Here is a 21,061-nt window from a genome sequence, read left to right as displayed (position 1 = left end):
ACCAGTGTAACACACGAAGCGGTGAAAACCTATAGAACCGACATTGCCGGCACCTGATCCTATGATGTTTGAATGCAAAAAGCCTCCCCGAACTGCCGGCCTAGCAACGTTTGATGAGCTGGTAGCAAGTCAGCGAGCTGCATAAGACGGATTTATTCGAACAGGCAGGTAACGTGACTACTAGCGTTCTTTTTTCAATGGTCGTTTTTAGTTGCTTGTACTGCCATCCATTCACACTTCGTCGGCAAAGAACCTGCGGACAGTTGCCTGATTTTGCTTGGCCGCTTCAAGTGCAGCCTGATAACCGGCATCGCTAGTTTGTGCGGCATCCAAATGGTACGCGGCGACTTCGCGGCCATCCGCTAAAACCACGGCAACTTCGGGCGAACTGCCAGCAGCAAATTGTCGCCCATGATCAAGCGCCATTACCGCTAGCGCCGCGCGATCAGTCACTGGGCCAAACCCGACACCATGAGCATGCGGCAGCAGATTAACTAACCAAGTGCGCAAGTCAGCTGGTTGTAATTTTTGATCAGGCACCGTTAAAAACGCCGCTTCGCCCAAGGACCAAAAGTCCAGAGATGTGCCAGCAGGTTGGCGAATTAAAGTCAACGGGAAAGTCTTGCGTGGCCGGTTGACATCATCAGATGAAAACGACGTTACCATTGCTTTAAGCGAGTCTGGTAGTATAGACGTGTTCACGTCAAATCCGAGCAAGCGTTTAGCGATCAGCCGGATTAATTGCACAATCGCCGGATCAATTTGGGACGTGATAACTTGATCCGGCTCATCTCGAGTCACGGCAACAAATGCCCATTGGCCGCTTATGGCCGCAAGTACCCAAGCACTGTTTGGAGTGACCCCCAAAACGGTGACCCGTAATAGTTGATTTTGGTAGCGCTGACGGTACTCCTCATACATATTCGCCCATCCCCTTAGGTAGTTTGTCTAGCTGTTACGTTGGTTATAGCATTTTGACCTAGGAATATCCAAGATGATATCAGGCGCGTATGGGTGCAGGAGCCTGCGTGTGAGGATCTTGGTCGCAATGGCCAAAAACTGCCATCGGGGAAAAGTGTTCTATTCAATGCCTGATACGATACCCTTCTTCTGATTTCTATAACGCGTTCGCAGTCGCAGAAAGCTACGTGTAAGGACCTCAAGGCTAAATGACCAAGACCGCGCTTTCCCTTGCTACTACCATAACGCGTTCACCAGCCCAGAAACCTGCACATAAGGGCCTCGAACCTTAATGGCAAAGCCCAGCCATTAAGGTTCGAGGCCGCTTATGCTCCGGTTTCTAACCGGGCTGGTTCACGCTCACATCAAAAAAGGCCGCCTCAACAGGCGACCTTTGGTGAATAGCTTAACGACGCAGGCCTAATGACTTGATTAAGTCACGGTAGCGGATGATATCTTTGTTACGCAGGTAAGCCAGCAAGTTACGACGATGGCCGATTTTCTTCATCAGACCAACGTAGCTGTGATGATCTTTCTTGTGAACGGACAAGTGATCGTTTAATGCCAGAATTTCTGCTGTCAAAACCGCGATCTGAACCTCTGGTGAACCAGTATCACCATCATGTCGTGCATATTGCTTAATGATTTCGTTCTTTTGAGTTTGGTCAATTGCCAATGTTGTGTACCACCTTTCTGAATATTGCCTGAAACTGAGTAAAGCGTCGGTGGATCGCCAAACTAAGTATCAGGTTCAAAGTACTGTCTAACTTTACCGGAGTTGACCGGCGATTGCAAGTCATTTTAGCTATCAAGCAATTTTCCTTTACAAGTTTTTATTGCATTGGCCGCTTGGCTTCTGTATAATAGCGTCTGTTGAAACTTATGCAGTTTTATCATAATCCACTGTTGGAGGTGAACATCTCATGCCACAAATCAAATCTGCAATCAAGCGTGTTAAGACACAAGAAGCCGCTCGCGAACGCAACATCGCTCAGTTGAACGCAATGCGTACTGCTGTTAAGAAGTTCAAGAGTGCAACCGAACAAAATGCTGACAACAGTCAGGATCTTTACAAGGCAGCAACTCGTGCCATTGACATGGCAAACAGCAAGGGCCTTATCAAAAAGAACAAGGCCGGCCGCGATAAGAGCCGTCTTTCAGCCCTACTCAACAAGTAATCAAGGCGTTAAGCCAATTTAAAACAGCTACCGCGTGTTTTGCGACACGTGGTAGCTGTTTTTTGATGTCCAAGTATTTGACCAACTGATGACGACCATTACCCTAACAAACAAGCCGCGGTATTTAGCGACCACTCATCGCCCGGTTAACGTACTGATTGACGCTGATTACCACGATGACCAGCCGTTGACTGTCCCGTATATTTAAGCATAAAAAGTTCAAACGCCAATTCCTTATCAATTGTCCCGGTTTTCATAGCCGTTTCGGTATCAACCAAACCACTATATGCTTGCGCTAGCTGTTGGTAAGGCAATCGATCAACTTGTCGCAGTGCCAACTTAACGCGATAAGGATGGGCCTTAAGCGTTGTGGCAATATTCCCTTGGCCATACCCTTTTTGAGCCAACAGCTTAACTTGCAGTAATAAACGAAATTGGCCAAGCATCAAGGCATTCAACCGAATCGGCTCTTCTCGCTGGGCAAGCAGATCCCGATACAATGCCAAAGCATCCGCTGCATGTTTGCGTAACACATCCGTGACCAAATCAAAGACTCGGTCATTGAGTTGCTTGGGTACGAGTGCCGAGACCGCCGCAACAGTTAGCGGGCTACCATCGCTGGCGTAGGTCAAAAGTTTGCGCACTTCTCCCATCATGATGGAATATTGGCCATTCGTGCGCTGCACAAGTGTGTCCAGTGCCGGAGCTTCAATGCTAACTTTATGTTGCTTGAAAATTTGCGCCAGTGCCATGCGGGCAGCGTGTTCATCAAGTGGCGCCGCATCAACGATCAATGCCGACTTTTTCAGTGCTTTCGTCAGTCGCTTACGTTCATCCAACTTTTTGTAAGGTGCCACCAATACCATCATGGTTGACGGGACAGGATTTTCAAAATAGGTCTGTAATCCGGCAAGGTCATGATCAATTTTATCCGTACTCTTCTCGCCGGTTAAAAAGTAAGGCGCGTCAATCACTACTTCTCGATAGTCCCCGAAAAACGGCATCGAAGTAGCGTCGTCTAAAGCCACGCCAACAGGTGTCTGATGCATATCGTAACGGCCAAAATTCATTGCCTTTTGATCTTCGGGAATCATGTTGGCAATTGCTTGTCGGGCCTGTTCGCGCAGTGCCTGTTCTTCGCCAAGAATGAGCGTCAGTGGCGGGCGATCACCATTTTTTAGATGTTTGATAAAATCACGGACCTGCATGTGACTTGGACTCCTTTATTTTTAACCAACTGAATAACTCGTCTTCTTGACGATAGGGACTTGATTCGACCCATATCATGCCTTGCTCATGCGTGCTTACCGCTGGCACACCGGCCTTGGCAAACGTTTCAAGTGTCTCCCGATGCGGGTGACCATAACGATTGGCAACTCCAGCAGAAATTAACGCTGCCTTTAATTCTAAACTTGCAACAACCGCGGGATCGCTGGAAGTTTTTGAACCATGATGCCCTGCTTTCAAAAAATCGGCCTTAAGTTGGCGCGGTAAAACTTGTGACCTTTCAATCGTCTGATCAGCATCACCGGTAAACAACCAGTTACTTTTGCCTATTTTACCATAGAGCACAATCGAATCGGCGTTCTTATCTTGCGGATTGGGGCGCGCATCTACCGTCGGCCAGAGCACCTGAAATTGTAACGGGCCCACCTGAAGCTGCTGATCAGCCGTAACAACCTGCATCGTTCCCACCCGCTGTCGAACCTTACGAATCATGGGATGGCTCTGCGCGGTTGGCGTCGTAATTAGGCGACTGATCGGCATGAGTTGCGCCAGTAACGGGGCATCCCCCAGATGATCCATATGCGGATGGGTCACGACCAATGTATTTAAACGCGCATATCCGCGCGCATGCAGGTAAGGAACAATGGCCCGGCTGACAGGTGGATGACTGGTTTGACCAAAGATTCGTCCGCCAGTATCAATCAACATCACGCCACGGCGAAAAGGCGCTTCGATTAAAATAGCGTCCCCTTGCCCCACATCAAACATCACGACCCGATAATTCGGTTGATACCAGCACCACGCCAGCACAACCAAAAACCAGCTAATGGCGAGTGGCCACTTCAGCCGAGTAATAACAATGGCCATCACAAGCACACCGGCAACAGCTAACCAACTAGGAAAAGCACCGATGATCATTTGTCCCGGCAGTCGGCTCAGTCCGATCAACACGGTTTCCAACAGCTGGAGGGCATCATTGAAAAGGCGTGTCACCCCCGAATGTGGCAATGCCAAAGCCACAACCAAACCGGGCATAATCGCCAATTCAAAAATTGGCATCAATAACCAATTAAAAATCACTGTCAGCACATTAAAGCTAAACGTATGCCAGGCAATAACCGGCATGCCGGCCAGAACCAACCGCCAATTCAGTTGCCATTTACGCATGGTCGGCAAACTAATGAGTAAACCGGTCATTAAATAAGTCAGCTGCCCACCCATCGTCATTAAAATTCGCGGCTGCCAGATTAAATTCACCATCAGCACCATGCCAAATAAATCTAGACCGGTAAAGCCTAACTGAAGATAGCGATTAACGATCCCGGCTAGTCGCATCCAGACAGCACGCCACAAGCCTGCCCCCAATGGCAACAAGAGCAATAAAAGCGGCAACAAGCCCATCAGCGCCAAATCAACAACGCCTTGAGGTATCCGAAGCCGGGCAGCGAACCAGTATAGCGCCGCGACTAATGCAAACAGATGTAATCCGGATATGGAAAAAAGGTGGAAAACACCTAAATCGACAAACGCCTGCCGCTGGGTCATAAAATCATCATCCATTTGTCCCAATAACAATCCCTTGGCATATTGGCGTACCTTAGGCGGTAATTGGGCAAAATATGCAAAGATCTTAACGCGCCACCCATCAATGACATCCTGTAGTTGCTGTTTTTGCTGGAACGAAAAATCTAAGGTTGGTTTAACTAATTCATAAGCAAGTTGCCGACTCTGCCACGCGTAAGTTGCATAATCAAATTCATATTGATTGCGCGCCGGAGCTAGGCGTGTCACTTCGTAAGCACCCTCTAGCCGCACGGGCTGATCATTCGTTGCCAATTTGCTGGCGACCGCCCGGGAGACCGTACCACGACCGCTGACACTGACGCCGTTAGCCGCCCGACCGATAAAACTAACATACCCCTCTTTAAGTTTAATAGCCGAAGCCGGAATAGCGATACTGCCATGTGGCTGGGGCGGATGGCGCCACTGAAGGACATCCATAACGCCGCGTCCCAACCCAATCACGAAAAACAAACCAACACAAATAGAAATCGTTCGATCCGTTTTAATAATCAGCCAAATGACCAATAACCCCGTCACCCACCAAAACCCGATTCCGCCCATGATACCGGCAAGTAAAGCAACTGTCACCAAAATAAGCCGGCCGCTCATGGCCCCAGCGTAAACTGCGGAGCCAAAGTTTCAAACGTTTTATCGCCGATTCCCGGCACTTCCTTGAGCTCGGCAATCTCTTTGAAACCGCCATGACTATCCCGATAATTAATAATATCAGCGGCTTTTTTCGGTCCGATCCCGCTAATCGTTTGCAGCTGGGTCGCATCTGCTTTATTGAGATCAACAGCACCGCCGCCACCAGCGGCTTGAGTCTTCGCTTCGCCGCTTGAAGCAACCCCGGAAGTTGCCGTAGCGGCCGGTGCAGCAACCGTCTCCCCTTTTTCCGGTACATGCAGGCTTTCCTGATCACTGGCAATTTTGGCTAAATTAACCTGTTGCATATCGGCATTGGCCGTCAGCCCACCAGCAGCTTTGACGACCTCGTCCCACCGCGTGTTTTCCCGGACCGGATAAATACCAGGCCGCAAGACTGCCCCTTTGAGATGCACAAATCCTTGCGATGGCCGACTGCGACTGCTTGCACTGCCGGAAGAACGGGACATCATCACCTGCGAACTGCCGCTAGCACGCCCACTCTCGGACAGCGGTTGGTTAGCCGAACTGCCTTGAGCCTGTTGCCAAAAAAAGAACCCGCCGATGACAATAATCAAAGGCGCGTACCAATATGTTTTGAGCCAATACGTCAGTGTCGTCATTTTTCTCACCTCGACAACACATTACGCAAGCCATTAAAAAAGAACCGCCAAACTGACAGTTCTCGTTTTAAAATCATGACGTTACTTGGCGGTTTTCGAATAATTTTCCATATACCGAATCACATCGCTTAAAGTCTTGACCGGTACGATTTTCATCTTGGTCTTAATTTGCTTAGCCGTCTGCACCGCTTCCGTATAGTTGTTGACATAATTCGGATCATAATGCTTCAGCTTTTTGGTGGCAGGCTGATTCGGAGCAAAGAAAACTTTGGCCCCCTTGGCATCCGCGGCGACCACTTTCTTATCGATGCCGCCGATTTGGCCAACGTGTCCGTCCGGATCAATGGTGCCGGTTCCGGCAATCACGTGCCCGCGGCGCAAATTCTGATGGGTGATCTGGGTATAGATCTGTAAGGCAAACATCGTTCCGGCACTCGGACCGCCGATATTCCCCGCATCAATCTTAACCTTAGGATCACTCGTGACTGCTGTGTTTTCGGTCAGCGTGATGCCAATGCCGGCGCGCTTTGTCTGTGGCAAGCGAATCAACTTCGCCGTGGCCTGTTTGGTCTTACCTTGATGTTGATACGTCAGCGTAATGGCCGCGCCCACTTTTTGCGATTTAATCGCATTCACATAAGCATCGGCAGTTTTATATGATTTACCATTTAATTTGGTAATGGTGTCGCCGAGAGCCAATTTTCCCTTGAAGGGTGACTGCGGTAAAATCGACATCACATAAATGCCGCGATGGTGGATCTGATACGGTTTCTTGGCAGCTTTGAACGCTGCTGCGACCGCATTATTGGCAGCACTTTTCATATAATAGGCCTGCAATTGATCGTATTCGGCGCTACTGTCATTGCCCATTAAATCTTGCTTGGAGACAATATCGGTGTGGGCCTGCGTTTTGCTAAACAGTAATAACGCTGGTGAAGCGGGACCGACCACGCCCACCGTCGTTAACATATAACTCCCCTTGGCATTATCCTTACTGCCGGTGACCTTAACATAAGGCTTCAACGACTCCGCCGAGCCCGGCACTTCCAGATAATAGTTCGTCGGGAAGAAAAGAAGCGCTGCTAGCACGATAACGCCAACCAAAATACCAATGAGCCACCGCCAGCGTTTTTTCTGTTTTAACCGATTAGTTGGCTTGATGAGGCTCACCTAGTTTCTTGTATAAGGCCTTTTCGACTGGCGCCGGCACAAACCGATGAATGTCGCCACCAAACGCCGCGACTTCCTTGATAATCGTACTGGACAATGCATCGTACTGCTTATCCGCGAGCAAAAAGACCGTTTCAATCTGACTGTCCAAGTCATGATTAACCGTGGCAATATCAGCCTCATAGCCGAAGTCCGCAACGTTGCGAATCCCCCGAATAATAAACTGGGCACCAATTGATTTGGCAAATTCAACCGTCAAACGCCTAGGTGCCGCTACTGCTTTGACATTTGGCAAGTCGGCAGTACTGGCCGCGATCAATGCCAATTTTTCATCACTTGAGAAAAGTGCCTTCTTGCTGGTATTCGTCATCGCCGCTACGACCACTTCATCAAACAAGCGACTAGCCCGCAAAACGGTATCCAAATGACCATTCGTAAACGGATCAAAGCTGCCAGGAAATACTGCGATTTTTTTAGTCATGATCTTCCTCGTTTCGCTCTAAAATCAAAACCTGTGCCACGCCATAAGTCTGGCGCCGAAGTTTGGTGTATCCGGGAATGACCTCAGGATAAACGACATCCAGTCCGGTTTCAACCAAGACCCGGCCTCCGGGTACCAAGAGATCACCGCTGACAAACGCAGCTAACTGGGCAATCGCATGTTGTTGCGCATAAGGCGGATCCATCAAAATGAGATCAAACGACTGACCCGCGGCAGTAAAATGTTCGATTGCTTTGGTAACCGACATTTTTAAGACTGTAAAATCTTCGGAATGTTTGGTGAGTGCCACATTGGCGTTGATCGTTTTGATCGCCGCGTATTGACGATCTACTAACACGGCATCGTGCATCCCGCGCGACACCGCTTCGATTCCCAGTGCCCCGGTGCCTGCATATAAATCAAGGGCATGACCGCCATCAAAATATGGTCCGAGCATATTAAACATGGATTCTTTAACTTTATCGGCTGTCGGTCGCGTCTGGTTACCCGGCACCGCGTTCAGCCGCAAGCCGCGAAAGGCCCCGCTAATGACTCGCATGATGATCCCCTTTTGGCTTGTCAATTGTCATCCGGTCGCGCCGCCGCTGTTTTGCTTTGGTTTCCAGATCTTCTTCTGTCGGTTTGAATTTACCGATATCGCTGCCGAACTCGGTTTTTAATTCCGGACGATGCGACGGTTCGACACGTTTGACAAACCGCAACTTACTTAATTTATTGCTCGCTGCCGTAATTTCGTCGCGATCCATATACAAATAAACATATTTCATGCGCCGCGAAACATACATAATGGTGCCGTAACGCCGCAGCGTCTTAAGTTGCTTAAGTGAATACACCCAAACAACTAGGCCCTGCCGCTGTTTCATTGAAAACATGCTTTCACCTTCTAAACTCACTGCTTGGCGGCACCGGGCTGAAGCTTGGCCAACAGTTCCTGACTTTTAATTAACGCGCCTGCCTCAACATACAAGTGGGTGACGGTGCCGGCAAACGGCGCGTGGACGGTTGTTTCCATTTTCATGGCTTCGATGACAAACAGAGCATCGCCTTTTGCAACCTGCTGCCCTTGTTTGATTGCGACTGAAACAATTTTGCCGGCCATTGGTGCGCCGATTTGGTTCTTGTCAGTCGGTTCTGCCAACTGATGCTGCAATCCGGCACTCTTTTGGTGGGCATCGCGAATCTGGATCTCCTGTTTCTGCCCGTCAACCGTGAAATAAAGCGTCTTCATGCCACTGGCATCCGCCGTCCCGATCGCATTTAACTGAATAATCAGCGTTTTACCAGCCTTGATTGGCACCGAAACGGTTTCGCCAATCCGCATGCCCTGGAAATAAGAAGGCGAGTCAAGTTTGGTGACCGGTCCGATCTGCTTCTGCTTGCGAACAAAGGCCTTGAAAACATCCGGATATAAAATGGCGCTTAAAACTTCTTCAGTGCTTGGTTCAGCCACGCCCGCCGCGATCAAGTCCTGCCGAACAGCGTCGAAATCGACCGGCTTAGCCAGTTGGCCCGGTCTGACAGTCAGCGGTTTTTGCCCTTTGAGGATTTTTTTCTGTAAATCTTTAGGAAAACCGCCAACCGGTTGACCTAAATCGCCTTTGAAAAAGGCAACCACGGATGCCGGAAAATCATATTGTTCACCATGGTCCTTGACCATTTCCGGTGTCAAGTGATTCTGCAGCATAAACAGCGCCATGTCACCGACCACTTTTGACGACGGGGTTACCTTAATGATATCGCCGAATAACGTATTGACTTGCGCATACATGGCTTTAACGGCTTCGAAGTCTGTAATGCCCATACTGCGGGCCTGCTGTTGCAAATTGCTGTACTGGCCACCTGGCATCTGAACGGTGTAAATATCGGTCAGCGGCCCGGTCACCCCGTTACCGAAGTCAGCATAGTATGGCCGAATTGCCTGAAAATAACGATCCAACGACTGGGCTTTTTCAATCGCCACTTCAGGTTGACGCTGATCGCCACTCAGAGCATAGTAAAGACTTTCCAGACTTGGCTGACTGGTTGTCCCCGAAAAGCTACTTTGCGCGACATCAACAATGTCAACCCCAGCGTGCGTGGCTGCCAAGTAAGTAGCAATGCCATTGCCGGTCGTATCGTGGGTATGCAAATGAATCGGTACCGAAACAGCGTCTTTTAACGCACCAATCAAGACTGAGGCCGCTTGTGGTTTAAGCAGTCCCGCCATATCTTTAATGGCAATCATATCCGCACCGGCATCAACAAGTTGCTTGGCCAGCGCCACATAATAAGCCAATTGATATTTTGGATGGGCATCGCTTAAAATATCGCCAGTGTAACACATCGTTGCTTCCGCAAGCTTACCGGTTTGTTTGACCGTATCAATACTCAGCGTCATTTGCGGCAGCCAGTTCAGACTGTCAAATATTCGAAAAACATCGACACCGTCATCGGCAGCCTGTTGAATGAAAGCTTTAATCACATTGTCAGGATAATTCTGATACCCAACGGCATTACTGCCACGAAACAGCATCTGTAACAACGTATGCGGTAATGCTGCGCGCAGTTTTTTCAATCGGACCCACGGATCTTCATTCAAGAACCGGTACGCCACATCAAACGTCGCACCACCCCATACTTCCATCGAAAACAAATTAGGCAAGCCGTTGCCCATATCCTTGGCAACCGTCAGCATATCGCGAGTCCGCATGCGGGTAGCAAATAAACTCTGGTGGGCATCACGAAAAGTCGTATCCGTCAGCAACAGCGATTTGTGGTCTTTTACCCAATCAGTAACGCCATTTGCACCCTTGTCTTTAAGCAGTGCCACTAAATCAGTCTGCGGCTTGGTTGTTGGAAAATGGCTATCGTATTGTAGCTCAGGATAATACTTTTGCGTTTGGCGCTCAACGCCTTTAAACCCGTTGATCGTCACATCGCCGATATACCATAACAGCCGGGAAGCCAGATCCGGTTTAGCTTGCACCTGCAACAATTCAGGATGGGCGTCAATGAATGCTGTCTCTGCCTCACCTGTCCGGAAGGTTTTAGTAGCCAATAGATGCTCTAAGAAAGCGACGTTGGTTTTAACACCGGTAATTTGAAATTCGTGTAAGGCACGCTGCATTTTGGCGACTGCCGCCGGAAAATTCGGCGCATGGACGCTGGCTTTGACCAACAAAGAGTCAAAATAAGGGCTGACGACGGCGCCCGCATAAGCATTGCCGACATCCAGCCGAATACCAAAACCACCCGGAGAACGATAAGTATTGATGGTTCCGGTATCTGGCATGAAGTTGTTTTCCGGATCTTCGGTCGTAATCCGGCACTGAATCGCAGCGCCATTTTCACGCAGCTCATCTTGTTGCGGCAGGTGCAGATCGGCAAACAAATCCGCTCCGGCAGCAATCCGCAATTGCGACTGAACAATATCGACACCTGTGATGAGTTCCGTAATTGTATGTTCCACCTGAACGCGCGGATTAACTTCAATAAAGTAATACTGATCGCCGTCAACCAGAAATTCTACAGTCCCGGCGTTTTCATAATGCAGACTTGCCATCAAGTCCACGGCACTTTGGCAGATCTTCGCACGCAAAGCGACCGGCAAAGCAACTGCCGGCGCAATTTCAACGACTTTTTGCTGGCGGCGCTGGACGGAGCAGTCACGTTCAAAAAGATGCAAAAGATGTCCGTGCTCATCGCCTAACACCTGAACTTCAACGTGCTTAGCCGAAGCGATGTACTTTTCGACGTACATGCGATCATCGCCAAAACTAGCCTTGGCTTCATTAACCGCATTTTGATACACTGCTTCCAGCTCAGCCTCGGAGTGAACGATGCGCATCCCCTTACCGCCACCACCGCTGGCTGCTTTAAGCATCACCGGGAAACCGTGTGTTGCGGTAAAATCCTGAATCTCGCTGAAATCACGCGTTGGCTCCGGTGTTCCCGGGATCGTTGCCAACCCGGCTTTGTGTGCTGCTTCTTTCGCTGCCACTTTATCGCCGAACACATCAAGCAACTCTGAGCGCGGACCGACAAACGTCAATCCTGCACCCCGAACTTTACGGGCAAACGTTGCGTTTTCAGAAAGCAGCCCGTAACCCGGATGAATCGCATCCGCTCCGCTTTGTTTGGCAATGCGAATGATATCATCCATATCCAGATAAGCGGCAATGGGTGCCTTACCTGCGCCTACTTGGTAACTTTCTTGAGCTTTGAACCGGTGAATCGACAAGGCATCTTCTTTGGCAAAAATGCCAACGGTCTTGAGGCCCAACTCCTCACAGGCACGGAAAATCCGAATGGCGATTTCGCCACGATTCGCGACTAAAACTTTATGCATGCGTTTTCTCTACCTTTCGTTGCGTACGTTCGCTATGATAACTGATATTGAGCATAATCCCGACTGCCATCGACAAAACAATCATACTTGACCCGCCATAACTAATAAACGGCAGCGTGACCCCGGTAACAGGTAACACACCGGCGACGGCACCGACATTGAAAACCGTTTGGACAAACATCATCGTCGCAATGCCGTAAGCAATCAGAGTGTGATACGTATTTTTGGAACGAATGCCAATCAGATAAAACCGCATCACCAGGAAAAACAGTAAGCCTAGTACGACCACTGTGCCGACTAAGCCCAGTTCTTCGGCAATGACAGCCAAAATGAAATCAGTATAAGGCTCAGGTAGATACCCCAGTTTTTGACTGCTCATCCCCAACCCGACACCAAACAAGCCGCCATGATTAATAGCATAAAGCGAATTAACCACCTGATTACCGGCCGCGTTTGCCTTTTCAAAGGGATGAATCGCGGCAACCAACCGCTGATAAGCATAATTATGTTCCAGACCCGGGAAGTGATAATGCGAGACAATGTAATAACCCAAGACCCCTGTCGCAATCAGTGCAACCAGCCAAAGTAAGCCATAGCGCATTGGAATCCCGCTAGACATCACCACCACCAGCGTGATCAAAAAGAGAATGGCGAAACCGCCAGTATCCGGTTCGACGAAAACCAGCAACATCATCATGCCGGCAATAAATAGCGGCTGCCACATCTGACGCAGGCGAAAATTTTCCTGCCGAAAGCTATCTTCGCGCGACGTCAACATATGCGCCAGATAAAAAATCAAAATCATTTTGGCAAATTCAGACGGTTGCAGGCGAAAACTGCCGATGGAGATCCATGCAGCGGCCCCGTTAACCGCCCGTCCGTGTATGATTAGGTACACCAACATGACAAACAAACCCGACATCAAGACAAATAGCACCCACCGATTACGCAAAATCTTAAGGGCCATATTGTCAAAGAAGAACACGGTTCCGATCCCGAGCACCACAAAAACAATTTGTTGCAATAAGTATTTAGTTTCTGCGGCACCATATTGCCGCTGCACCCAATAAGCGCTAGCGGAATAGACCATCACGATCCCGATGGCACACAGAATCAGATAGGGTACCAAAATGAAGTAATCCACATGGCGTAATTTTTTCCTCAAGAAAAACGCGGCCTTTCAAGCAATGATTGGATTTATTATAGCATACCGACTTCAACCGCCAAGCCGCTTTCAAAACAGTTATCGCTAAGTTTAACTTGTTTTAACTTGATTTTATGCATACCAAGCGTGAGAATCGGCAGCTGTTTTTTCTGAATTAGTGCAACAGGACGGTTCGAAAACAGCCAGTTTGTCGGCTTCGCTGCAGGCAATTACCATTTTTTCACTGCACTACTCGCCTATTTATGCCAAAGAAAAAACCGCCAAAATTGGCGGTTTTCAGAAAATAAACTATTTAGACGCAGCAATCTTCTTACGCTTGGCTGCCTTTTGACGTTCGCCTGTGTTCAAGATCTTCTTACGCAAGCGAATGTTCTTTGGCGTTACTTCGCAGTATTCATCATCATTCAAGAATTCGATGGATTCTTCAAGCGTCATTTTCTTTGGCGTCTTGATCGCAGCTGCGTGGTCTTTCCCGGCAGCACGTGTATTGGTCAGGTTCTTCCCCTTGGTGACATTGACAGCAATGTCATTTTCGCGGGAGTTTTGGCCAACAATCATGCCTTCATAAACTTCAGTTCCGGCATTGATGAACAATTGCCCACGATCTTCAACCGACTGCAAGCTATAAGTGGTAGCAGTACCGGCGTTGATCGAAACCAAAGCGCCTTGAGTACGACCAGGTTCCCAGTTTTTGATAACCGGCGCATACTTTTCAAAGGTGTGGTTCATGATCCCGTAACCGCCAGTGGAAGATAGAAATTCAGTCGAGTAGCCGATTAAGCCACGAGAAGGTGCCAGGAAAGTGAGGCGAGTTTGCCCGTTGCCTTCATTTTCCATGTTCTGCATTTCGCCTTTACGTTGGCTCATCGCATCGATAACCGTACCGGTATATTGTTCCGGCGTATCGATCTGCACGTTTTCAAACGGTTCCATCATCACGCCGTCGATATCGCGATAGATAACTTCTGGGCGGCCGAGTTGAAGCTCGAAACCTTCACGCCGCATCTCTTCAACCAAAATGGACAGATGCAGTTCCCCACGACCGGAAACCATCCAGGCACCGGCCTGATCGGTATCGTCAACACGTAACGATACATCAGTCTGCAGCTGGGACTTCAAGCGTTCTTCCAGTTTGCGCGCAGTGACATTTTTACCTTCGCGACCGGCAAACGGGCTGTCATTGGCCACAAACATCATTTGCAGCGTCGGTTCGTCAATCCGTAGAATCGGTAATGCTTCCGGTGTGTCGGCAGCCGTCACGGTTTCACCGACAAAAATGTCGTCCATCCCGGAAACGGCAATCAGATCACCGGCTTTAGCGGAGTTGATTTCAGTCCGAGTTAACCCGAAGAAACCAAATAATTTCGTCACGCGGAAGTTCTTTTGCGAGCCATCCAATTTCATAACCGTCACATTGTCGCCGATTTTAATCTTGCCGCGGAAAATCCGGCCAATACCGATTCGGCCGACATAATCGTTATAATCCAGCATGGCCACCTGGAATTGCAACGGTTCGTCACTATTATCGATTGGTGCAGGAATCGTTTTGATAATAGTATCAAAAAGTGGATTCATCGTGTGCTTCTGAGTTGATAAGTCGGAATCCATGCTGGAAGTCCCGTTAACGGCGGAAGCATAGACCACAGGAAATTCCAACTGCGCATCATCGGCACCTAATTCGATGAACAATTCAAGTACTTCGTCCACAACTTCTTCCGGACGGGCACCCGGTCGGTCAACCTTGTTGATGACCACGATAGGCGTCAAATGCTGTTCCAGCGCCTTCTTCAAAACAAAGCGCGTTTGCGGCATCGGGCCCTCAAAGGCATCGACAACCAGCAAAACCCCGTCAACCATCTTCATAACCCGTTCTACTTCACCGCCAAAGTCGGCATGTCCCGGGGTATCAAGAATGTTGATCGTTGTATCGCCATACTTCACCGCCGTGTTTTTACTCAGGATGGTGATACCACGTTCCTTTTCAATGGCGTTGGTATCCATCGCCCGATCTTGTAATTGAATGTGTTGATCAAGTGTATCCGATTGTTTAAGCATCTCGTTAACCAAAGTTGTCTTACCATGGTCAACGTGGGCAATGATCGCAATATTGCGAATATCGTCACGTGTTTTCACGTTTCTACTTCCTTTCTGCTGGCACTACAGGCCGCTTACCACATTAAAAAAGTGCCAGCAACTGACACAGTTATACGATTTTGAATTATAACACACTCTACCCAATCTGTCTGGATTTTCTGAAAAGTGAATTGCTTCACGCAGCCATTTTAGTTGGATTTTCGTAAAAGAACCGCTGTTAGGCTAATAAATAGACGAAAAACCGGCGTCTCGAACAGTCGCCGGTCATCGTTGCTCGTTTGTGAGCGCTACTTATTGTGGCTTGAAATCACTCGCCAGCCATCATTGTAAGAATCGTGCGATGCGCTTGCGGTGTGGCAGCCACAACGACGCCTGGTTGACGCAGATCAATCGGTGAACCATCTTCGCGACTGAATTGAACACCCAGACCCTTTGTAATCGCCATGCCGGCCGCCACATCCCAAGGCTGCAAATATGAAACGTAGCCAAGTTGTCGGCCTAACGCGATTTCGATAAACTCCATGCCAGCACTGCCACTCATTCTCGGCCCGGAACTTGCCAACGCAATATCACCTAAATGTAGCCGATTCTTGATCGTCATTGGACCGGTCACACCCAACAACCCGTCTTTCAGTTGCAAATCCGGTAATTTTGTCAATGTTCGTCCCGCAAACGTAACAGGTATTTCCGGTCCGCCACTCAGCACCTCATTACGCATGACGTCCATAATTGCCCCGACAACCGGTTGTCCGTCACGATAAACACCAATCATGATCGCGAAATGAGCCTGCTGTTTGACAAAATTCATCGTACCGTCAATCGGATCGACAAAAAAGACCAATCCGTTGAGATCCGTATCATCATGGGCATGGCCTTCCTCGCCGATAATCCGTGCTGTCGGATACTCGGCTTTGATGTGATCAATTAGAAATTGCTGGTTAGCTTTATCGACATTGGTGACCAAATCATTGCGATTACTTTTACGCGCGACATCTAATGGTTTCGCCATTTCCGCTAAAATTTGCTTTCGACTTTCCGCAAACCAGCTGATCAGGGTCTGCCGTAGTTTTTCTGGATCTTGCGTCATACTTAACTCACCTTCACCTTAATCTTTTGGCTCACACCTTGGCGCGCCATCTGTACAACAGTATACATGGAATAGCCGGACAGTGCTTCAAACTCCCGATCCAGTTGACGTTCAGTGCCTTTATCTGGCACCACCTGTTTGAATCCACGGTAGGCTGCCAACAGGTTATCCCGATCGACGCCATGCTCATACGCATCTTCAACGAGTGCAAAGAAAGTCGTCACTTTAATTTTTTCGTCAGTTGTCCAGTCAAGGTCTAGTGGATAGCTGTAATTAGGTTTCATTTTTATCTGCTCCTTGTTCGATTGCTTCGATTTCGGCTTGAACAGCTTGAATTGCTGTGCTCAAAGCCGCCTCTTCATCATCGGACCCCGCAACTGTCGCCAGTGTGACCACGCCACGTTCGTCCAACAAAATCGGTGAGCTGTCAACTTGTCCGGTTTCATCGTCAGAATCTCGCAGATGTGCGAATGTCCCAATGAGCTTTTCGCCAGCAAACGCAGCCAGAATCGGTTCTACAAGCCGACCCACCAAAACGGTCAAGGCGCTTGCCAAAAAGGCATGAACAGCCGAAGCCGCTTCGGTAAAAACGGCTTGGTCATCATTTAGTAACCGCAATATTGGCGTTGCCCCGACATAGGCCCGACTCCAGATCAATACCGGTGATTGGCTGGTGCCAACGACATAAGCCGTTACTTGTTTGGCCGGGACAGCCAGTCGATCCGCTAAGAATTGTTCAAAGCGCCACGTCGCACCGAAAGTCCCTAATCCGACAACCTGCCGTTTATTCAGCCCGGAGAACCGCTGGGCAAAATAAGTGAAGCGTTCATCATGCGTCATCGCCACGACAACCCGACCCGTAAAGCCTGCTGCCATCGCTGAATTCAGAACCTTACGAATTGAGGCAATGTTGGTCGCCACAAAGTTTTCATCATCCGGCGTTTCGGTATCAGTTAGAATCAACACATCCGCCGTTTTGAGAACTTTCGGGGTTACCTTGATAAACGTATTGTGGCAAATTTGACTCAGTGCCGTCAAACCGGCGACATCCACCAATGCCGCATCCGGCTCGTAGCAACCAATTTCCAGATCAAGTGGTGACGCAATTAACGTTTGCAAAAGTGCTTGTGTACTACAACTGGCTCCGTGAACGACGACTCTTTGCATGAAACCCCTTCCCCTCAGTTGCGTTACCTATATTCTAGCGGAAGCGCAATCTTAAGACAAAATTAAAAAGGACTTTAGGTGCAATTGTTAACTAACTGAAATATTAACGCCTTCTCATATGAAAATACCGTTGTTATCTTCTGTCCGGTGGTCATAAATTGCCCTGAATTTTCAAAGTTAGCAAGATTAGTCTTTTAAAAAGTGTGCACAAAAAAAGACACTGGTGAAAATCCAGTGTCTGCTTAGTGATCCTAGAAATTGTGACCCGAAACTAAAACTAATTCTGACAATGACCGATCCAGCTGCTAAATATTGATTGGTAAGCCTAATGCAACTTCGGCATCGTCCATGATCGTTTCGCTTAAGGTCGGATGCGGGTGAATGGTCAGCGCCAAATCCTCAACGTTCAGACCGCCTTCAACAGCGACAGTCAGCTCGGAGATAAGATCACTGGCACCGGCACCGGCTACCTGACCACCAATAACCGTGCCGTCTTCATTGGTGACAAGACGGACAAAGCCTTCTGTTTGGGCCAAACTCAAGGCGCGACCATTAGCAGCGAATGGGAACTTGCTTGCCTTGGCTTTGATGCCCTTGGCTTTGGCTTCTGCAAGCGTCATGCCAGTCGTGGCAAGCTCAGGATCTGTGAAACAAACAGCCGGCATTGCTTTATAGTCAACCGCACTCGCTTTGCCGCTGATCGCTTCAGCAGCTACCTTACCTTCGTAGCTCGCCTTATGGGCTAACGCTGCACCCGGAACAACATCGCCAATTGCGTAGATGTTTGGCTTGTTAGTGCGGCCTTGCGCATCAACCTTGATCAAACCGCGATCAGTCGTTTCAATGCCGACAATGTCCAGTCCTAAATCATCCGTATTTGGCCGACGTCCGACAGTGACCATGACATAGTCAGCGGCCAGCGTCTGTTCTTTGCCGTCAGCGGTATAAGTGACCTTGACACCGTTACCGGTATCTTCAGCTTCTTTGGCCATCGCATTCGTGATAACCGTAACACCGCGCTTCTTAAAGGAGTTCAATACCAACTGAACCATATCCTTTTCAAAGTTCGGCAGAATCGAACTGGTCCCTTCAAGGATCGTGACATGTGCACCTAAGTTTGCATAAGCGCTTGCCAATTCAGAACCGATGTAGCCACCGCCGATAACAACAAATTCTTTAGGAACCTCCGGCAAATTCAAGCCACCGGTCGAATCAAGAATTCGCTTACCAAACTTAAAACCCTTAATTTCAATCGGTCGACTGCCGGTTGCGATAATCAGGTTTTTGAAAGTATACGTTTGGGCAGAATCCTTCTGCATGACCCGTAAACTATGATCATCCTTTAAGAAGGCCGTACCCATGATCGAATCGATCTTGTGCTTCTTGAACAACATTGAAACACCGCTGGTCAAGGTGTGAACAACCTTATTTTGCTTCCAGTCCTGGGTCTTTTTGAAGTCAAGATCCGCACCCTTAGCGTTAATGCCGAACGTGCTGGCGTCCAAAGCATCTTGATAACGATGCCCAGCATTAATCAACGCTTTTGATGGAATACAGCCAACATTCAAACAAACACCGCCGATGAAAGTACTTTCGATCACGGTAACTTTCTGGCCCATTTCAGCAGCCCGAATGGCAGCAACATAGCCGCCGGGGCCGGAGCCAATCACAACAGTATCCAAATCGATTGCAAAATCGCCTACAACCATACTTATCCCTCCATCAACAGCAGATCAGGATCTGCCAACAATTTGTCCATCAGATTCAATGCTGTTTGCGCCAGCGCACCATCAATTAGACGGTGATCATAACTCAAACTCAGCTTCAGCAGATTACCGACAACAATTTCGTTATCAGCATTGACGTATGGTTCCTTGGCAATTTTACCAACACCAAGAATTGCAACTTCCGGCTGATTAATAACCGGTGTGAACCAGCCGCCGCCAATTGATCCGACATTACTGATGGTCATGGAACCGCCACGCATTTCATCTGGCTTCAATTTGCTGTCATAGGCCTTCTGCGCATTGTCACTGATCTCTTTGGCAATTTCAAACATACTCTTGGCATCGGCGTTCTTGATAACCGGCACGTACAAGCCATGATCCGTGTTGGTTGCAATCCCGATGTTGAAATAATGCTTGTAGACAATTTCATCGGTGGTATCGTCAATAGACGCATTAAATTCAGGATACTCACGCAAGACGGTGACCAGTGCCTTGACGATGTATGGCAAGAAGGTCAGCTTAATGCCTTTATCAGCCGCATACTGCTTGTATTTCTTGCGATGAGCCATCAACTTAGAAACTTCGACTTCATCAAAGCTCGTGACATGTGGACTCCGCTGCTTGGATGACAGCATTGCCTTCGCAATTGCCTTACGCGTTGGGGTCATCTTTTCACGTGTCTCAAGTTCGGCTTCGCTGCCGCTTGAAACATATGGTGCAACAGGTTGCGGCTTTGGTGCTGCCGGTGCTGCTTGAGCCGGAGCAGACTTAGCTGCCGCTTGTGCTGGTTGTGCCGGAGCCGCTGCTGTGGTTGAAGCACCTGCCTTAAACGCATCAACGTCAGCTTTGGTAATGCGGCCGTGCTTACCGGTTGCAGGCACTTGCGAAATATCAACGCCTTGTTCACGCGCGTATTGCCGAACAGAAGGCATTGCCAAAATTTCGCGATTTGGATCTGTTATTGCCGGTACGGCACCTGCCGCCGGGCTTGGTGCAGAAGCAGTCTCTGCCCCAGCAGTACTCGTTGCCGGTGTAGCTGCCGGCTCACCGGCAACTGGCGTATCGTTATGGCCCGGAGCATCAATATCAACCAAGGCGTCGCCAACAGATGCCGTTTCCCCTTCAGGAACCAGAATCTTGACAACTGTTCCGGTAACCGGAGATGGAATTTCTTCGACACTCTTATCGCTTTGAACTTCAAGAAGGGTGTCATCCTCCTTGATTTCATCGCCAGCCTTCACGTCCCACTTGACAATTTCACCTTCTGCCAAGCCTTCGCCTAATTCCGGAAGCTTAAACTGATATACCGACTTAGCTGCGGCCGGTGCAGGTGCAGCCGGTACAGCGGTTGAAGCTGCTGGTGCTGCCGACTGTGCAGGCGCGCCGGAGCCATCATCGATTTCAACCAACAAATCACCGACCGAAGCTGTTTCGCCTTCCGGTACTAAAATTTTTAAAATTTTCCCGGATACTGGCGACGGAATTTCTTCGACACTTTTATCACTCTGAACTTCAAGAAGGGTGTCATCCTCCTTGATTTCATCACCAGGTTTAACGTCCCACTTGACGATTTCACCTTCTGCCAAACCTTCGCCAAGTTCTGGCAGTTTGAATTCAAAAGCCATG

Annotated in this window: 17 protein-coding genes and 2 pseudogenes; 1 reads left to right on the top strand and 18 read right to left on the bottom strand. The window is 48.9% G+C overall.

Going from position 1 to position 21,061, the window contains the following annotated elements; genetic code table 11:
• Positions 1-231 precede the first annotated feature (231 nt).
• Together LACPH_RS06175 and rpsO are read right to left on the bottom strand one after the other, a co-directional pair.
• Complete coding sequence (locus tag LACPH_RS06175; protein WP_274784806.1) at positions 232-921, bottom strand: hypothetical protein; 690 nt, start codon at positions 919-921, stop codon at positions 232-234.
• A gap of 445 nt (positions 922-1,366) precedes the next feature.
• Entirely contained in the window at positions 1,367-1,636 is a 270-nt protein-coding gene (gene rpsO / locus LACPH_RS06170; RefSeq protein ID WP_005685642.1) for a 30S ribosomal protein S15, read from the bottom strand.
• Between the two features lie 247 nt (positions 1,637-1,883).
• Between rpsO and rpsT the strand changes: the two genes are divergently transcribed.
• Positions 1,884-2,138, top strand: coding sequence for a 30S ribosomal protein S20 (rpsT, locus tag LACPH_RS06165; RefSeq protein WP_010488569.1), 255 nt, complete (start codon positions 1,884-1,886; stop codon positions 2,136-2,138).
• A gap of 146 nt (positions 2,139-2,284) precedes the next feature.
• Here rpsT and holA read toward each other — a convergent pair whose 3' ends face one another.
• The 16 genes and pseudogenes from holA to LACPH_RS06090 form a co-directional block, all read right to left on the bottom strand.
• Positions 2,285-3,346, bottom strand: a complete 1,062-nt coding sequence (gene holA / locus LACPH_RS06160) for a DNA polymerase III subunit delta (RefSeq protein WP_274784805.1) — start codon at positions 3,344-3,346, stop codon at positions 2,285-2,287.
• Positions 3,333-5,537 (bottom strand): ComEC/Rec2 family competence protein, encoded by a 2,205-nt coding sequence (locus LACPH_RS06155; RefSeq protein WP_274784804.1) that lies wholly within the window; start codon positions 5,535-5,537, stop codon positions 3,333-3,335. Before LACPH_RS06155 ends, holA begins: the two co-directional genes overlap by 14 nt.
• Positions 5,534-5,725 (bottom strand): annotated as a pseudogene (locus LACPH_RS14285) (ComEA family DNA-binding protein); the annotation flags it as partial. The pseudogene LACPH_RS14285 and the gene LACPH_RS06155, both read right to left, overlap by 4 nt.
• A gap of 77 nt (positions 5,726-5,802) precedes the next feature.
• A pseudogene (locus tag LACPH_RS14280) lies at positions 5,803-6,196 on the bottom strand (SLBB domain-containing protein); the annotation flags it as partial.
• An 81-nt stretch (positions 6,197-6,277) separates the two neighbouring features.
• Positions 6,278-7,366, bottom strand: a complete 1,089-nt coding sequence (locus tag LACPH_RS06145) for a SepM family pheromone-processing serine protease (RefSeq protein ID WP_274784803.1) — start codon at positions 7,364-7,366, stop codon at positions 6,278-6,280.
• On the bottom strand, positions 7,344-7,847 hold the full coding sequence (gene coaD / locus LACPH_RS06140) for a pantetheine-phosphate adenylyltransferase (protein WP_039638970.1): 504 nt from the start codon (positions 7,845-7,847) through the stop codon (positions 7,344-7,346). Before coaD ends, LACPH_RS06145 begins: the two co-directional genes overlap by 23 nt.
• Positions 7,840-8,406 (bottom strand): 16S rRNA (guanine(966)-N(2))-methyltransferase RsmD, encoded by a 567-nt coding sequence (gene rsmD, locus LACPH_RS06135; protein WP_087912081.1) that lies wholly within the window; start codon positions 8,404-8,406, stop codon positions 7,840-7,842. The genes coaD and rsmD overlap by 8 nt, the downstream gene beginning before the upstream one ends.
• Entirely contained in the window at positions 8,393-8,740 is a 348-nt protein-coding gene (locus tag LACPH_RS06130; protein WP_025012967.1) for a YlbG family protein, read from the bottom strand. The genes rsmD and LACPH_RS06130 overlap by 14 nt, the downstream gene beginning before the upstream one ends.
• A gap of 17 nt (positions 8,741-8,757) precedes the next feature.
• Positions 8,758-12,195, bottom strand: a complete 3,438-nt coding sequence (locus LACPH_RS06125) for a pyruvate carboxylase (RefSeq protein ID WP_274784802.1) — start codon at positions 12,193-12,195, stop codon at positions 8,758-8,760.
• Positions 12,188-13,360, bottom strand: a complete 1,173-nt coding sequence (locus LACPH_RS06120; RefSeq protein ID WP_274784801.1) for an FtsW/RodA/SpoVE family cell cycle protein — start codon at positions 13,358-13,360, stop codon at positions 12,188-12,190. The genes LACPH_RS06125 and LACPH_RS06120 overlap by 8 nt, the downstream gene beginning before the upstream one ends.
• Positions 13,361-13,648: 288 nt before the next feature.
• Positions 13,649-15,493 (bottom strand): translational GTPase TypA, encoded by a 1,845-nt coding sequence (gene typA, locus LACPH_RS06115; protein ID WP_010488589.1) that lies wholly within the window; start codon positions 15,491-15,493, stop codon positions 13,649-13,651.
• Positions 15,494-15,761: 268 nt separating this feature from the next.
• Positions 15,762-16,541 carry an inositol monophosphatase family protein gene (locus tag LACPH_RS06110; RefSeq protein WP_025012969.1) on the bottom strand — a complete coding sequence of 260 codons (780 nt, stop codon included), beginning with the start codon at positions 16,539-16,541 and terminating at the stop codon, positions 15,762-15,764.
• Between the two features lie 2 nt (positions 16,542-16,543).
• A complete protein-coding gene (locus tag LACPH_RS06105) occupies positions 16,544-16,825 on the bottom strand; it encodes a UPF0223 family protein (protein WP_010488593.1) in 282 nt (93 codons plus the stop codon).
• Complete coding sequence (locus LACPH_RS06100) at positions 16,815-17,708, bottom strand: lactate dehydrogenase (RefSeq protein WP_274784800.1); 894 nt, start codon at positions 17,706-17,708, stop codon at positions 16,815-16,817. The genes LACPH_RS06105 and LACPH_RS06100 overlap by 11 nt, the downstream gene beginning before the upstream one ends.
• A gap of 305 nt (positions 17,709-18,013) precedes the next feature.
• Complete coding sequence (lpdA, locus tag LACPH_RS06095) at positions 18,014-19,417, bottom strand: dihydrolipoyl dehydrogenase (RefSeq protein WP_049169739.1); 1,404 nt, start codon at positions 19,415-19,417, stop codon at positions 18,014-18,016.
• A 2-nt stretch (positions 19,418-19,419) separates the two neighbouring features.
• The gene (locus LACPH_RS06090; protein WP_274784799.1) at positions 19,420-21,060 is read right to left on the bottom strand and encodes a dihydrolipoyllysine-residue acetyltransferase; all 1,641 of its coding nucleotides are present in this window, start codon (positions 21,058-21,060) and stop codon (positions 19,420-19,422) included.
• Position 21,061: the final 1 nt, after the last annotated feature.

Source organism: Lacticaseibacillus parahuelsenbergensis (assembly GCF_030770265.1).
Lineage (GTDB): Bacteria > Bacillota > Bacilli > Lactobacillales > Lactobacillaceae > Lacticaseibacillus > Lacticaseibacillus casei.
The sequence above is the reverse complement of the archived record's forward strand: the minus strand, read 5'-3'. Positions and strand labels throughout refer to the sequence as shown.